Here is a 15334-nt window from a genome sequence, read left to right as displayed (position 1 = left end):
TTAGCTTGAGTGGAAATCTTTGGGGAGATTAAGGTGGCATCTCCACCAGCCTCACCTCGGCACCCGAGTCCGCCGCTGTGGCTGCTTCCTTCCGGACCTGACCAGGTTAACGGTTTATCGTTGCGAGGGGACCAGCGGAGACACCATAAAGGAGGCCCGTTGACCTTGGAAGCGCATTATACGTAGCTTTTTTGAAAGTGCAACCAAGGATCTATATTTTTCAGTCACTTAGCGAATATTTTTTAATGTGGGTTTCTCGTTATGTGACACTTTCACCATTGGTATACGCTTTAGCATTTAGTACTATACCCCGCAATAATTGATTGAGGGCCGTTCGTTGAAGCTGTTTGTAAAAAACCTAACCCATGTTGATTTGTCTTACTTTTGCCCTACTCGCGGTGTGCTAGGTGAAAGTTGGCAAGCAGATATCGTGTTAACAGGGAAGCTAAACGATGAAAGCATGGTCTGCGATTTTAGTATTGTTAAAAAGATGATCAAGCAGTGGCTTGACGCACACTTAGATCACACATTGGCTGTTCCAGGTAAAAATTCTGCGACTCATCTAGAAGAGCTTAGCGACGACAGAGTTGCTTTTTCATTCCAACATGAAAATGGTCAGCGTTTTCAATGTAACGCACCAACGCAAGCCATTTCTGTTTTACCTGTTGAGCATATCACGCCAGAAAATGCTGCCCGTTGGGTAGAAGAGCAGATCTTAGACCTATTACCAGCAGAACTTGAAGCCGTATCTGTAAAGTTCCACCCAGAGAGCACTACTGAGGCTCAATACCAGTACAGTCATGGTCTAAAGAAGCACGATGGTAATTGCCAGCGTATTGCTCATGGCCATCGTTCCGTTATTGAGATTTACCGTAACGGGGAACGTGATCGTACGCTTGAACAAGATTGGTCAACTCGCTGGAACGACATTTATCTAGGTACTCAAGATGACCTTATTGGCATCATTGAAGAAGATCAAAATCGTTACCATCATTTCACTTACGTCGCCAAGCAAGGTTTATTTGAGCTGATTATTCGTAGTGAGCAGGTTTACATGTTGTCATGCGATACCACAGTAGAGTCTCTATCGGCACACATCGCTGAACAACTCGCTCAAGAAAACCCTAATGACATGATTGAAGTTCATGCATTTGAAGGCATTGGCAAAGGTGCTATCTCTGAATTTAAGGTAAGCAAATGAGTTTAAAAGAATTTGAAATGTCTCCGAAAGGGACCGAGCTTGATCTTGATTTGATCATGGCGAATTTAAAAACTGACAAAGACGGCTTGATTGCGGCGATTGCACAGCAGCATGATACAAAAGAAGTGCTGATGCTGGCTTACATGAACGAAAAATCGATTCGTGAATCTCTTGAAACAGGTCAAGTGTGCTATTGGTCCCGCTCTCGTCAAACCTATTGGCGTAAAGGCGAAAGCTCTGGCCACAGACAAAAGTTAGTTTCCATGGCATTCGATTGCGATGGGGACGCGATATTATTACAAGTCGATCAGCAAGGCCCAGCTTGCCACACTAATCGCCGAGATTGCTTCTTTTTTGAAGTGAGAGATGGCAAGGTGCATATTGATTCTGACCCTAAATAAATTGCACCATAATGGTTCACTTTTCGCGTTCGTCTGGTAAAAGTGAACCTCTCATCATTACAAATCTCTTCAATACTCCGCTTGCAACCATCCATTCTTGAACTAAATTGAAGTAACACAGTTCTCTCCTTCCCCTCTTAGCCACTCTCATAAGTAATCTTTATAACTAGTTAGCACTCTTCTAGCATCACCATTGGCGCTACCAGTTACATAAAGCAACACTTAGCTACAACTTACCATAGTTAACATATTGAAAATAAAAGAAAAGCTGGAATTAATATTGCTAGTATGGATAGATAAACACATCACAAAGGAACTGCGATGCCCAATTGTGAAGAGATTATAAAAATGATTATAAGGGTGACCCCATGAACAGCCTATCCGTACGAACCAAGATACTCTCTCTAGTATTTCTTTTTACCATTGCGATATTGGCAACAGCCGCCAATTCGTCCTTTACCAGCAAATCCGTTGCTCATGACCTGCAATCCGTATCGAGCAAAACTTTAGAGCTCGTTAAAAACCTTGAGAAAGCAAGACAGTTACTGTTACAGCAAACGGTTGAGTTTGAGCGTGGCTTTTTCCAAGTCTCCATCGCCAAATCAATGGGCGGCTACGGTGTCGAGTTGATTAAAGAATCATCTGATAACTTTCAGACCTACTCAGCCGATCTCAAAGCCAGCCTAGAAGCGGTGAAATCGACACTTAACTCGTTGCCTGCAAACGACCTACTACCGACGCTGAACGAGCAGATCAACACGTTAGAAACGTTACAAGTAGAATTCTTAGAAGCCAGCACCACAACTTACGATTGGTGGATGCAGCTTAAAACGATGCAAGCCAACAAAGCTCGCCGCAGTGCTGATGAGACATTAACGTCCATTAACACCAGCATGGAAGAAATCATTACCACCATTGATGCTTACAACCAGCAAGTATCGTCTTCTCAAGCAAGTAAACTGGATCAAAGCATCTACACCAATATCGGCCTTGCTGGTGTATTAGTGGCTATTGGCATTTTATTTAGCGTTATGATCATTAACGGTATCGCCCAACCGCTTCGCAATGCTGTTATTCGAGCTGAAGAAATTGCAGCCGGCACGCTTTCTCGTCGTCAATCCAATACTGGAAGAAAAGATGAAATTGGTGCACTAGAAAACGCCTTTGATCAGTTAGTTGATAAACTGAGTGACATCATCAAAGACGTAGCGGAATCCAGCAATGCATTGACCAATGCTGCCAACGATCTAAACCGAATTACTGACGAGTCAACTCAAATGGTTGGTGAGCAGCGTTCTGAAACAGGTCATATTTCCCATGCAATTCATGAAATCCAGAGCACCGCAGTGCATGTATCCGAGTCAACCACTGAAGCCAGTAATGCCGCCCACTCTGCTGAATCTGCTGCGGAAGACAGTATGCGCATTGTTAACTCAACCATTCAAACCATTGAATCCTTAGCGCAAGAAATTAGCTCTTCTTCGAACACTATCACGAACCTTAAACAGAGCACGGATGAAATTAATAACATCCTGAATGTAATTTTAGGCATTGCAGAACAAACGAACCTATTGGCTTTGAATGCTGCCATTGAGGCAGCACGCGCTGGCGAGCAAGGTCGAGGGTTTGCAGTGGTCGCAGATGAGGTTCGTCATCTAGCGCAAAATACTCAAAACGCGACTCAACAAATTGAAACCATGATCCAACAGCTTCAAGCAGGCACAACCAAAGCCGTTGAAGCCATGAAAAACAGTCATGAACGTTCAAGCAATGCAGTGAGTCAGGTTCGTGAGGAAGGCGCCACTCTATCTAATATCAGTCAGGCAATTTCTCAAATTAGAGCGATGAATGACTCGATCTCAACCACAGCGGAAGAACAAGCGGCCGTAACCACAGAAGTTCGTCGAAACGTGGATACTATTTCTGCGATCGCTGAACGTACTAACGAGTCTATTACCGCAATCAGTGAACGTTCTGACCAATTGGCATCGCTTGCTTCTCAATTAACCAGTAAAATCCGTTACTTTAAAGTTTAACCTTTCTGCATTGATCAGAGAGCGCCTGCTCTCTGATCGTTTCCAAATGGAGTGAATATGTGTCGTTGGATGGCTTACCAAGGAAGCCCCGTCTATTTAGAACAGTGGTTATTTGAGCCTGACCACTCTCTTATTCATCAAAGCCTAAGTGCGCGTAAATCTGAAGTGACCGTTAATGCGGACGGTTTTGGCCTAGGTTGGTACGATGAGCGTGAAGAACCTGGTCAATACCATGAAATACTGCCCGCATGGAGTGACTGCAATCTTAAAAGCTTGGCTCGGCATATCAAAAGCGGCCTCTTCTTTGCTCACGTCCGTGCCTCAACCGGTGCTTCAACCGCACGATCGAATTGTCACCCATTTGGTTATAAGAACTGGCTCTTTATGCACAATGGACAAATCGGTCAGTACGAGCAAGTGCGCTGGCAAATCGATCGTTGGATACCAGAAGAGCTTTATAATCATCGACGTGGCGGCACAGACTCCGAGGCGATTTTCATGCTGATGATTGCAAATGGGTTGGATGAAAACCCTGCGAATGCCATCAACAAGACGCTGCAGCAGATCTTAGATCTTATGCGCGAGAAAGGTATTACAGAACCATTTAGATTCACCAGTATGCTTTCAAATGGCAAAGACATGTGGGCGGTTCGCTTTTCAAGCGATGAACATGCTCCATCACTTTACTACAAGCAGTTTGGTGATCATGTCGTCGTGGGCTCAGAGCCTCTAGATCTTTCTGGTGAAGGTTGGCAACTCGTCGAACCGGGACACATCGTGAAAGTTGGTATAGAGCATTACAACAGCCAGTCATTAACCGTTGAGTAGTGCACTTCTGAGTAAATAACAGACATAAAAATTGGGTGCCATTTAGGCACCCAATATTCTGTTGAGAAAGACTATTTCTCGTTGTCTCGATATGCGTAAGTCGCATCAAAACGCGACTGAATCCAATCACCACTGTAAATTGGCTCATATTTCGCGGGTTTATCTTTGCTCATACAAGTTGGAACGCATTCCACTAGGGTTTCGTAATCCGGTTCAACAAAAAATGGGAACGAGTAACGATGCACGCCATTTTCAGACGCGCGTACACGGTGAGCTGTAGAAACATACTCATCGTTAGTCCAGCGCTGCATCAAGTCACCAATATTAACAACCAGCGCACCTTCCATAGGGGTCGCCTGTAACCATTCACCGTTACGATGCTTAACTTCTAAGCCACCGATCTGATCTTGTAGCAAAAGCGTGACACAGCCATAGTCTGTGTGTGCACCGGCGCCATTATCATGAGTTGACGTTGGGCGTGGTGGGTAATGAATCATACGCAATACGGTAACGTGGTCTTTGAAGCAACGAGTAAAGAAATCCTGCTCTAGATTCAATGCTTCCGCCATAGCTGCCAATACATGTTGAGATACATTGAACGCAGTAACATAGTAGTCATGGAGTGTTTCCAACACCACAGGATCAGTTGGGTTTTGGTTTGGCCCATACATTTTGGGGTATTTTGCTGCCAACGGATGATCCGCAGCAAGGTCTAGCGCCATATCAAAGGTTTCTTTCCAATCCGCCTTATGAACCTCATCTAGCTGTTCTTCCCCTACACCACCGTAGCCACGATGATTTAGGCTGTTCTTAATGTCGATTTTAAGCTTTTCATCTAATGGCTCATCAAAAAAGCGTTTCGCCGCTTTCATAATGCGAGAAATCAGAGCAGTATCAATGTCAGTGTTGATCAAGTAAAAAAAGCCAATTTCACGACACGCCTTGTCTAAACTCTGAATTTCCTGACTGCGTAATGTTTTGTCTGGACTTGTTAGCTTTGAAAAATCAATTAATGGAATACCCATTGTTGCTCCGATTATGCTTCATGATGACGATCGGCCAGACGAACCAGCCGTGTATGTTTGGGGTTAAAACGCTTTAATCCCCCTTCGGCAAAATCTACATAGATCATGTTTTTGCCGGATGTTTCTTGTCGCACAACGACACCCTGTCCATATTGCTCGTGACGAACCTTGTCACCTGCTTTCAAATCTCTTTTTGACTGTGTGTTAGATCGTTTAAAACTAACATTAGGGGCATTATCACCTGCCTCTCCTAAGTATCTAGACAAGCAGCCGTCCAGTTCAGATTGCACTTCTACTGATGCATCTGCACGCCACTGCTGGCTGATTTTCCGCACAGGTATAGGCTGTGCTTCATAGAGAAATCGACTTAAAGTGCCAGCTTTACTCGCCCCTGTTGACAACGTACCGTCACTTAAACGGCGCACCGCGTCACCATTAGGCGTTTCTAGGAAAACCAGACGCTTCCTCGCACGAGTCATCGCGACATAAAACAAGCGACGCTCCGCCTGCATTTCAGCAGCGGCTTGCTTGTCGATTGAGCTCAAATCGTCCTCATAATAAGGGAATCGCCCTTCTTGTAGACCAGACATCATCACCAAATCAAATTCTAACCCTTTTGATTTATGAATAGTCATCAAGTGTACGCCCTGCCCTGCTTGCAGCTCACGCTCGTTCAGGCCAATCAACTGTGCAATGATTGTTCCAGCATCAACGTTCATGCCACGAACGTAACTTAAAAACGCTTCACAGGTAGCGATCTTCTCTTGCACCTGAATGTCTTTGCTACTGGAATGCTCGAAATAGCGATAGATGCCTAGCTTATCTATGGTCTGCAATAGCCCCTGTGCTGGCTCTTTGTGATACAGCGTAAGACTTCTTAACCAGTCTGCTCGCTCAGCAATTTTCTTTGATTTCCAGCCCTCTGACTGCTCAGCAAGACGTTCTAATAGCTCTGGAATAAGGTGTGGACTCTGTCGCGCCTGCGTCAAAAGCCGCTGTCGATCTGCTGCGACCTGAGTGACGTTCGGTACAGTGACGAGGTATTCAACATCTGCTGGGGTATAAAATTTAGTCGTATCATTTAACCCTCCTGCCATCACTGATAAATACGCCATCAACATACGTATTTGACGGTTTTCAAGTAATGGTGAATCGCCGTGCAGTTGATACGGCACCCCTTTGTGCATGAGCGCTAACTGGATCGGCACCATATCGCTGTACAAACGCACTAATACGGCGCATTGATCTAGTGACTCGCCCTGTTCATGCCAACTCTTTAGCTCAGCTAGCAATGCTCGACCAGGCAGTTCTGAACGGGCAAAGTCCACTTCTGTATTCTGCCCCTGACCGATCACGATTTGCTGGGTATCATTTTGTGAAACAACACAGGAAGCCATCATCCCTATGCTGTGGCCAAAGCGAAAACTAAATGCTAACGGGTATGTATTCACTGCGCCAAAATCTTGATCGAATTGCTCTGCCATGATCCCAGGCGAGGCACCGCGCCATTCATAAATACATTGCTGAACATCGCCCACAATCATCCAGCTGGATTGCGTTTGATAAAGCAGTTTTAACAGCTCGTATTGGCAAGGGTTTATGTCTTGAAATTCATCAATTAACAAATGATCATATTGTGGTGCCAGGGTTCGGATACGATCCATCAAAGCGGCATCAGCCTCTTGCATTAGTGCATAGGGGTCAGCCAATAGATCTGAGAAAAAGCGTAGATTCGATTTTTTGCGTAAGCTTTCAAGTTGTTCATACAATGCGACAAAATGACGGCATTCTCTGGACCAATTACCTGCTTCGAAAACAATATCTGCACAGGTACTGGTAGCTTTCACTTGATCAATGAAGAGTAAGAAGTCTTCTAACCAATCGCGCTCATCATGCATTTCTACGTCTAGATTCATGCGCATCAATCTGTGACGTGCTTCTCGGATGAGTTTTACCAGAGAAAACTCATCTGTCACCAACTTTGCAGAAGGCAATAAACCGCGTTGCTCAAGCCTTTTACTTAAACGCATTCCGAACGCATGAAATGTCATGACATGAGGCGCACGGGCAGAATTACGCTCAGACATCGCCGTTTGCAAGCGTTGCAAGAATTCTTCCTGCGCGCTTTTGTTAAACATGAAAACGCCAATTTTCTCTGGCTGCACACCTTGATCTAGCAAGTACTGTATACGCCCAATCAGGGTGGTACTCTTGCCAGCACCAGCAACCGCGATGACCTTCGCATGCTTTGCACTATCGTGCTCGATAACCGCCGACTGTTCGGCCGTAAAGGCAATCTTTGAGTTGTTCATCACATCCAATCCGCGAGGTTAATCTTCAAACAAATGACCAATCTCGCGAAACGCTAAGTGTTCACGCCCCGCAATTTTCGCAATCGACTCGCCACAGACAACCAGTCGACGCTGGAAGCGGGCAAAAAATACACCATTGGCTCTTGCGATCAAAGGGTGCGCACTTTGTGTGACATCATCCGCCATCAAATCGATGACTTCGCCAATCACTTCTCCCGCCTCAACGGGCTCACCTAGTGATTTATGGAAGCACGCAATGCCTGCCACCGGCGCTTTGACCAGGTCCATGGCGTCAAGTGGGTAAAAGGTAACCTTCTGCTTTTTAAGCTTTGGTTTTTCCCCTGCTACCACATCTCGAAGAATTAGATATTTCATCAACGCCGAGGCATCTTTTTCCGCCAATTCATGAGAAATATCGTTCTCACCACGAAGCTCTAATGTCAACGATCGGCAACCCCAAGGCATCATGTGAGCGTAGTGTGTCTTTAAATGACGCCACACACTTACATTGGTTTCATCAAAAGAATGCGCGCCGGTTTCCAATTCTGATAAGGCTACCTCTGCTTCAAGTAAATCTAACAATGGCGTAAAGTGCTCTTCAAACTCTTGTGCCACATAGGCGTGCATACATGCTTCACCAGAACAGTGCAGGTCAATTACTTCATCCGCATCCATGGAAAGCGCTAATAGGGTTTTGCGTAGACCTTGTAGTTCGGTCAACTCAGGGAGCTGAGCTAGCTCTTTTTTAATGGCTTGGCGAACAATAGCAATGTTCTCTTCGACATCGCCCGAGATATTACCTTGGATTTGGTTTTCAACTTTTGAACCTAGCTGTGGCCAATTACGGTTGAAGTTACCGCCGCCATCTGAGAATGCAAAACGCCCAGGTATGTAGCCATGGAAGTTCTGGCCTAACCCAATAGGGTTTGCCACTGGCACAATGATTATCTCTCCCTTAATAAGCCCTTTTTCATCTGCTTCGATCAACTTTTTAATCAACGTATTGAGCACCAAAAAGCCAGGCCATTCATCCGCATGTAACCCTGCCTGAAAATAGATTTTAGGGTGTGCGCCCGCTTCACCGAAGTGATGAGCCTTGATAATACGATGCGTGCCTGGTGTCGCGCTGGGTAATGTATGCGAATACAGTTGATAGCTCATGAAAAACCAAATTCCTTAGAACAGAGGAAGATTACAAATTCCAACAATGATATCTCGGTGCAACATGGTACGCTAAAGCGCGAACGAATAAAAAATAAAACCATGTAATAAAACGCATTTCCGTACGTCTAATGGAATAATATCAACGCTTTAGGAGTCTTGGATGAAACCACTGTTTACATTACTGGCATCAAGTTTGGTCAGTGCTTCCCTCTTCAGCAGCCTATCCATTGCAGATGATGACGCATCGGCTTGGCAACACACAGTTGATCAAGCAGCTGGTCAAACCGTTTATTGGAATGCTTGGGGGGGTGCAGACAATATCAATGCATACATTGAGTGGGTAGCGGATCGGGTTGCAAAAGATTATCAAATTCAGCTAAAACATGTACGAATCCAAGATACCGCTAACACAGTAAGTCGAGTTCTCGCAGAGAAAACCGCTGGTAAAGATACCGATGGCTCTGTTGATCTCATTTGGATAAACGGTGAAAACTTCCGCGCCATGAAAGAAAACGGCCTACTGTATGGGCCATTCTCAGAAAGCCTTCCAAACTATAAAGCCTACGTCGATCCGAAAGCACGTTTAAGTTTAACCCAAGATTTTGGCACAGCAGTGGATGGTATGGAGTCCCCCTGGGGAATGGCTCAGGTGATATTCATGCATGACACTCAAACGCTATCTAAACCACCTAAATCTATGCGTGAACTGTTGGATTATGCAAAAAATCACCCTGGACGAATTACCTACCCAGAACCACCTCAGTTTCTTGGCTCTACATTTCTTAAGCAAGCATTGCATGAACTAACACCTGACCCTGAATTATTGTTAAAACCCGTCTCAGAAGTGAATTTCGAACGTGCCACTCAACCTCTATGGGCATTTTTGGATGAGTTACACCCTGTTGCGTGGCGTCGTGGCGCTGTTTTCCCATCAAGCAGTGAAGAAATGATGCGTTTACTCGATGATCGTGAAATCGACATTGCGTTGAGTTTTGACGTGTCAGCCGCTTCCGTTCAAATTGAACAAGGCAATTTACCTGACACGGTTCGCTCCTATGTTTTAAGCCAAGGAACAATTGGTAACACACACTTTGTAGCGATCCCATACAACAGCGACGCCAAAGAAGCAGCGCAAGTAGTGGCGAATTTCTTGTTATCTCCAGAAGCTCAAGCCTACAAACAGCATCCAACAGTTTGGGGTGATATGACGGTGTTAGATTACGCATCGTTAGATAATGAGCAGAAAGCGCGTTTTGACGATCTACCAAAAGGTATTGCGACACTGAGTGTAGACGAACTAGGTACGACGTTGCCTGAACCTCATAGCACTTGGATGGAAGCGCTCGAAAGCGCATGGCGTGAACGATACGCACAGTAACGCATGAGATACACCTTTTCCACATGCTTTTATTGGCCTATTACATTGATGTTTTGTTTGCTTCTTGTAATGGGCTTTTTAGGCGTTTTTCTACCCAGCTTTGGCATTGATCCAGCGGCCGGGTCTGATCAATTTACTTTAACGGCTTGGAAGCAGCTCTTTCATTCAGCTGAGTTCTGGTCAGGTTTGTCCCTTAGCCTGTTTATAGGCGTAGTTTCCACTGCTCTGTCTTATTGGATCGCAACCAGCTTAGTCATTGCGTGTTTTGGAAGCCACTGGTTTGACCGTTTAAATACTTTTATTGCACCCATTCTTTCGATTCCCCATGTAGCCATTAGTATTGGCTTAATCTTTTTGATTAGCCCCTCTGGTTGGCTGGTGCGCTGGTTTAGTCCTTGGTTGACCGGTTTTGAAAGACCTCCAAACTGGCTTATCGTTCAAGACCCTCAAGGGTGGTCAATGATTCTGGCGCTTGTTATTAAGGAAACGCCCTACCTTGTTTTTGCCATTATGGCTGCGTTATCACAACTTGATGCTAGGTCACGCATTCAAACTGCCAAAATATTAGGCCATACAACGATTTCTGCATGGCATGGCACCTTGTTAGGGCCGCTTTACCGATTAGTTAGACTCCCCATCATGATTGTTTTAGCGTTCAGCATAACAGTTGTTGATGTGGCGTTGATCATAGGACCTAATACCCCTTCAACCTTGGCTGTGACGTTACTTCGATGGTTTAACGATCCATCATTAATGCTGCGCGGCCAAGCCAGTGCAGCAGCAATCGTACTAGCTTGCGGTGTCGTTTGTATGATGCTGCTTTGGGAAGCTTGTTATTTTATCTACGACAAGCTTCGTAAGTACGTGACATTGTCGGGTGATGGCATAACGAATATCAGACCTCTTACTTGGTTTAGTGCATTGGTTGGTAGTGGTATATTTTTGCTGACTGCGCTCACCTTAATAGTTTTGCCTATCTGGGCCTTTGCCCATCGCTGGCGTTTTCCTGATACTTGGCCTTCTCAATTCTCTTTAAATACGATTAGCCGCCTAGGTCAGCGACTTTTCGAGCTAAGTATGTCTTCTCTTTCCCTTGCCTTAGTCAGCGGCTTTGTAGCTCTGCTAATTTCGTTAGTATTACTCGAAAGAGAGCGCCGTTTTTTACAATCTAAACTCGTTACAACGATGATGCTTTTCACGGTTTTGATGCCTCAGATCACACTTCTATTTGGCATTCAGGTGGGGTTACTTTGGACTGGTTGGAACGGTAACTGGTGGAGCGTTCTACTACTGCATCTGATTTACGTGCTTCCTTATGTGTATTTGACCTTAAAAGCTCCCTATCTCGCTTTTGATGAGCGCATACTTCAGCAAGCGAATTTACTTAAAGATTCACCGATAAAAAATTATCTACTCATTAAGCTTCCTTTGTTAAAAGTATCGCTCAGTGCAGCTTTCGCGCTCGGCTTTGCGGTCAGCATGGCTCAGTATTTACCGACTATAATGTCTGGAGAAGGAAGGATTAACACTTTGACAACTGAAGCGGTTGCCCGAGCGTCATCAGGTGACCGAAAGCTCGTCAGTTCACTTGCTCTGATTCAAGCATTCTTACCATTGATTTGTTTTTATCTCGCCACAGTGATGCCGAAACACTGGACAACTTGGCGTGTCGCTTTAAGGAGAAAGTTTTGCTAACTCTTAAAAATGTATACATCGCCCGAGATCATGCGCCAATCATCGCCCCCGTTTCTGAAACCATCAACGCAGGGGAAGTACTAGCATTAATGGGACCTAGTGGCGTCGGTAAATCAAGCTTACTAGCGTATTTGTCGGGAACGTTACCGAGCGGACTATCAGGGCATGGTGAGGTAACACTAGAGCACCTCGCTATCCAAGATCTTCCCATCGAAAAACGTCAATTAGGCCTGCTCCAACAAAGCCCTTTACTGTTTAACCACTTAACCGTAGAAGAGAATCTACTATTCGCTTATAAAAGCCCCGAATCTCGATTTTTACGAAAACAAGCCATACGCTCGAAGCTAGAGGAAATTGGCTTAGAAGGATTAGAGCATCAACTACCGCAACACTTATCTGGCGGGCAGCAGGCACGCTTAGCGTTATTGCGAACCCTTTTGGCAAAGCCTAAAGCCTTATTGTTGGATGAACCTTTTAGCAAATTAGATCACTCACTCAGAGCAGAAATGAGAGAACTTGTATTAGATGCTATTCAGAAAACGCAAGTGCCTACTATCTTAGTGACTCACGACCAAGAAGATGCCGACTTGATGGCAACTCGAGTATATAGTCTGAGATCGATTTGATTCATCAAAGTTAATAAAAATGATATAAGTATCAATACCTTTCCATAGAATAAGTCGAAAAGTATGATTTCACAAAAAGACATAATCGATCTTAATACAGCAACTGGCACCATGCGTTGCAATGTCTATCGCCCTACTCAAGAGGGTCAATTTCCGTGCGTTATTTTCTATTCTGAAATCTTCCAGATCACCGCACCTATCGAGCGTAGCGCTAGAATAATGGCTGGACATGGCTTCGTTGTGGTTGTGCCTGAAGTATTTCATGAGCTTAACGCGATCGGAACAGTTTTGGCTTATGATGATGCAGGCAAAGATAAAGGCAACCAAGACAAGTTCACCAAGCCATTAGAAGATCATGACAGTGATACTGTCGCAATGATTGAATATTTCGAACAACAGCCATACTGCTCGAAACGTTTTGGTGCAATGGGTGTCTGTATAGGCGGGCACTTAGCTTATCGTGCAGCATTGAATCCACGAATTGAATCCGCTTTTTGTTTGTATGCGACAGACATACATTCAAATACGCTTCCTTGCCAAGATGGCAATGACTCTTTTAGTCGAACAAAAGATATTCAAGGCGCGATCACTATGATTTGGGGGAAACAGGATCCTCATGTTTCGACTGAAGGACGCCAAAAAATTTATCAGCAGCTCATTGATACCGAAAGAAACTTTGTTTGGCATGAGTTCAACGGCCAACATGCATTTATGCGTGATGAAGGCGAGCGTTACGATGCTGAGCTAGCTTTGCACTGCTACAAACTCGCTGTTGACCAATTTAGACGCGATTTGTAATGTAAAGACCCTTTTAGATTAGCCCCTAGAAAGGGGCTTTTTTTATCTCTAATTTCCTCATCAAACCCGTGCGCCACATGGATCTTTACACTTCGGAATTAGTTTTCAAAAATTTTGAAAGAAGTTCCGAAAAAATAATGTTTACAATTTCCTGAATTGATAATCCCTCTCCCAAAAATAACAATATATCCATGCTTAAGGACACAGCAAACAGCTGTATATATTAAAAAACTGTCTTTGCTGATTGGTTTTTAATTATTAATACAAAAGCGCTCTATTACTGTTTATGGAAAAGCTGAATAGACACTTAATTAATTAAATCCACATAAATTTTGAGGGAAGTATTATGAAAAACATTAAGCCTATTTACATCGCTGGTTTTATGGCTGTTGCAGCGTTTACCACTGCTTGTAGTGAAAAAATGCCAACAGTAAACGAAGAGAACTGTACTCAGGAAAGCATTCAACAAATTGATGACCTGAAAATTCGCGAAGACTTTTCAGATCAATGCTTTGATTACCGTATTGAACAAGGAAAAGAGAAAGCTAAAGCTCTATACGAAGATGGCAAAGATGCTGTTGGTGAAGCGTATGATGAAACTGCTGAGGCAATGGAAAACGGTGCAGATGCAGTGGGTGATGCTTGGGAAGACGGTGTAGATGCCATTAAAGATGGTGCTAACGATGCCGAAACCGAAGTAGAGAATGCCACAAATTAATTTTGTGCATAGTTTGATCTTTTAAATAAAAATGCCAGCATTTACGCTGGCATTTTTATTAATCTATATAGTGAAAGAAGTATTACTCTTTTACTTCCATAAAGCGGCGAGCCCATTCACGGCTTTCATCCAAAGTCGAGTAACGTGTAGATAACTCCGATGCATTTAATTTACCTTCCGCAATACCTCTTTGTTCACGCAGACAATCATAAGTTGCCTTAATTGCCGCAAAGTATGCAGCATGCCCATTTACAACAATACGGACACCATTTTTAGCCAATCGTTCTCGATCATTAAGCTCTGGATTGCCATAAGCAACTAACATAAGAGGAACTGAAACATGCGCACTAATGGCTTCTAAATGATCAAAGTCCTTCACGCCAACCATACAAATACCGTCAGCACCTGCTGCTTGATAAGCTTTGGCACGCTCAATTGTTTCTTCTGTCGTTAATTGCCCTGCATTGGTTCGAGCAATGATCGACATAGTTGGATCGATTCGAGCTTCAAGTGCCGCTTCAATTTTACCAACCGCTTCGTCGAGAGGAATCAGGTCAGTAGATTTATGACCAAATTTTGCAGGTAAAAGAGTATCTTCGATTGTCAGAGCTGCTACACCTGCTCGTTCAAGTTCCGTAATAGTTCGCATCACATTTAGCGCATTACCGTAGCCATGATCGGCATCAGCAATAATCGGTAAACGTGCGACACGGCCAATTCGTGTCGCCTGCTCTACAAATTCACTTAAGGTAATCAGAGCAAAGTCCGGCGCTGCCAGCACTTGTAACGAAGCAACCGAACCACCTAAGATGCCGACTTCAAAACCCAAATCTTCCGCAATACGCGCTGACATTGGATCAAACGTCGAAGCAGTGTAATAACAGTTGTCGCTCTCTAGCAAAGCACGAAAGTCTTTACGTAGATCGTGTTGGGATGGGGTTGCCATGAAATTACTCCTGAAAACGGCCTTATTTCTGACATAAATTTCGAAATAGGCATTCATACGAAAAACGTCGAAATTCTAACTAAATTACGAGATTTCGTCAGTGCTTTGCTCTGAATCAAACTTCCAAAAGGCAAAAATGCGGCTTATGTTGGAAATTAACGAGATTTATATTCTTAACTCATTGTTCAAATTTACACGTAGAAAGA

13 protein-coding genes and 1 other RNA gene are annotated in these 15334 nt (G+C 44.2%); 9 read left to right on the top strand and 5 right to left on the bottom strand.

Translation table 11 applies throughout. The features are described from left to right. Positions 1-40 precede the first annotated feature (40 nt). Positions 41-137, bottom strand: an RNA gene (gene ffs / locus C8D85_RS01765) — signal recognition particle sRNA small type. 200 nt (positions 138-337) lie between these two features. Here ffs and C8D85_RS01760 point away from each other — a divergent pair. From C8D85_RS01760 to C8D85_RS01745, 4 genes are all read left to right on the top strand, one after another. Continuing rightward, positions 338-1201 carry a 6-carboxytetrahydropterin synthase gene (locus C8D85_RS01760; protein ID WP_133559639.1) on the top strand — a complete coding sequence of 288 codons (864 nt, stop codon included), beginning with the start codon at positions 338-340 and terminating at the stop codon, positions 1199-1201. Beyond that, the gene (gene hisI / locus C8D85_RS01755; RefSeq protein WP_133559638.1) at positions 1198-1602 is read left to right on the top strand and encodes a phosphoribosyl-AMP cyclohydrolase; all 405 of its coding nucleotides are present in this window, start codon (positions 1198-1200) and stop codon (positions 1600-1602) included. Before C8D85_RS01760 ends, hisI begins: the two co-directional genes overlap by 4 nt. 368 nt (positions 1603-1970) lie before the next feature. Then, the gene (locus C8D85_RS01750) at positions 1971-3638 is read left to right on the top strand and encodes a methyl-accepting chemotaxis protein (protein WP_133559637.1); all 1668 of its coding nucleotides are present in this window, start codon (positions 1971-1973) and stop codon (positions 3636-3638) included. Between the two features lie 57 nt (positions 3639-3695). Beyond that, entirely contained in the window at positions 3696-4466 is a 771-nt protein-coding gene (locus C8D85_RS01745) for a class II glutamine amidotransferase (RefSeq protein WP_133559636.1), read from the top strand. A gap of 71 nt (positions 4467-4537) precedes the next feature. On the opposite strand, the gene C8D85_RS01740 is transcribed toward C8D85_RS01745, so the two are convergent. The 3 genes from C8D85_RS01740 to C8D85_RS01730 are packed head-to-tail and all read right to left on the bottom strand — an operon-like array spanning position 4538 to position 8964. Further along, complete coding sequence (locus C8D85_RS01740) at positions 4538-5491, bottom strand: isopenicillin N synthase family dioxygenase (protein ID WP_133559635.1); 954 nt, start codon at positions 5489-5491, stop codon at positions 4538-4540. Positions 5492-5502: 11 nt separating this feature from the next. Continuing rightward, the gene (locus C8D85_RS01735) at positions 5503-7803 is read right to left on the bottom strand and encodes an ATP-dependent helicase (protein ID WP_133559634.1); all 2301 of its coding nucleotides are present in this window, start codon (positions 7801-7803) and stop codon (positions 5503-5505) included. 18 nt (positions 7804-7821) lie between these two features. Next, positions 7822-8964 (bottom strand): succinylglutamate desuccinylase/aspartoacylase family protein, encoded by a 1143-nt coding sequence (locus tag C8D85_RS01730; protein WP_133559633.1) that lies wholly within the window; start codon positions 8962-8964, stop codon positions 7822-7824. Positions 8965-9127: 163 nt separating this feature from the next. Between C8D85_RS01730 and C8D85_RS01725 the strand changes: the two genes are divergently transcribed. The 5 genes from C8D85_RS01725 (at position 9128) to trbK (ending at position 14182) form a co-directional block, all read left to right on the top strand. Beyond that, positions 9128-10345 (top strand): ABC transporter substrate-binding protein, encoded by a 1218-nt coding sequence (locus C8D85_RS01725; protein ID WP_133559632.1) that lies wholly within the window; start codon positions 9128-9130, stop codon positions 10343-10345. 57 nt (positions 10346-10402) lie between these two features. After that, positions 10403-12040, top strand: coding sequence for an ABC transporter permease (locus C8D85_RS01720; protein WP_133559631.1), 1638 nt, complete (start codon positions 10403-10405; stop codon positions 12038-12040). Continuing rightward, entirely contained in the window at positions 12034-12666 is a 633-nt protein-coding gene (locus C8D85_RS01715) for an ATP-binding cassette domain-containing protein (protein ID WP_133559630.1), read from the top strand. Before C8D85_RS01720 ends, C8D85_RS01715 begins: the two co-directional genes overlap by 7 nt. Positions 12667-12729: 63 nt before the next feature. Next, entirely contained in the window at positions 12730-13464 is a 735-nt protein-coding gene (locus tag C8D85_RS01710) for a dienelactone hydrolase family protein (RefSeq protein ID WP_133559629.1), read from the top strand. Between the two features lie 346 nt (positions 13465-13810). After that, positions 13811-14182, top strand: coding sequence for an entry exclusion lipoprotein TrbK (trbK, locus tag C8D85_RS01705; protein ID WP_211342114.1), 372 nt, complete (start codon positions 13811-13813; stop codon positions 14180-14182). An 82-nt stretch (positions 14183-14264) separates the two neighbouring features. Here trbK and C8D85_RS01700 read toward each other — a convergent pair whose 3' ends face one another. After that, positions 14265-15128, bottom strand: coding sequence for an isocitrate lyase/PEP mutase family protein (locus C8D85_RS01700; protein WP_133559628.1), 864 nt, complete (start codon positions 15126-15128; stop codon positions 14265-14267). Between the last annotated feature and the right edge of the window lie 206 nt (positions 15129-15334).

It is taken from the genome of Marinomonas communis (assembly GCF_004363305.1).
Classification (GTDB): Bacteria; Pseudomonadota; Gammaproteobacteria; order Pseudomonadales; family Marinomonadaceae; genus Marinomonas; species Marinomonas communis.
The sequence above is the reverse complement of the archived record's forward strand: the minus strand, read 5'-3'. Positions and strand labels throughout refer to the sequence as shown.

Coding starts and splice junctions, on each gene's coding strand:
- C8D85_RS01735 (WP_133559634.1), bottom strand. CDS start 7,803: ATGAACAACTCAAAGATTGCCTTTACGGCCGAACAGTCGGCGGTTATC.
- C8D85_RS01710 (WP_133559629.1), top strand. CDS start 12,730: ATGATTTCACAAAAAGACATAATCGATCTTAATACAGCAACTGGCACC.
- hisI (WP_133559638.1), top strand. CDS start 1,198: ATGAGTTTAAAAGAATTTGAAATGTCTCCGAAAGGGACCGAGCTTGAT.
- C8D85_RS01730 (WP_133559633.1), bottom strand. CDS start 8,964: ATGAGCTATCAACTGTATTCGCATACATTACCCAGCGCGACACCAGGC.
- trbK (WP_211342114.1), top strand. CDS start 13,811: ATGAAAAACATTAAGCCTATTTACATCGCTGGTTTTATGGCTGTTGCA.
- C8D85_RS01700 (WP_133559628.1), bottom strand. CDS start 15,128: ATGGCAACCCCATCCCAACACGATCTACGTAAAGACTTTCGTGCTTTG.
- C8D85_RS01750 (WP_133559637.1), top strand. CDS start 1,971: ATGAACAGCCTATCCGTACGAACCAAGATACTCTCTCTAGTATTTCTT.
- C8D85_RS01745 (WP_133559636.1), top strand. CDS start 3,696: ATGTGTCGTTGGATGGCTTACCAAGGAAGCCCCGTCTATTTAGAACAG.
- C8D85_RS01725 (WP_133559632.1), top strand. CDS start 9,128: ATGAAACCACTGTTTACATTACTGGCATCAAGTTTGGTCAGTGCTTCC.
- C8D85_RS01740 (WP_133559635.1), bottom strand. CDS start 5,491: ATGGGTATTCCATTAATTGATTTTTCAAAGCTAACAAGTCCAGACAAA.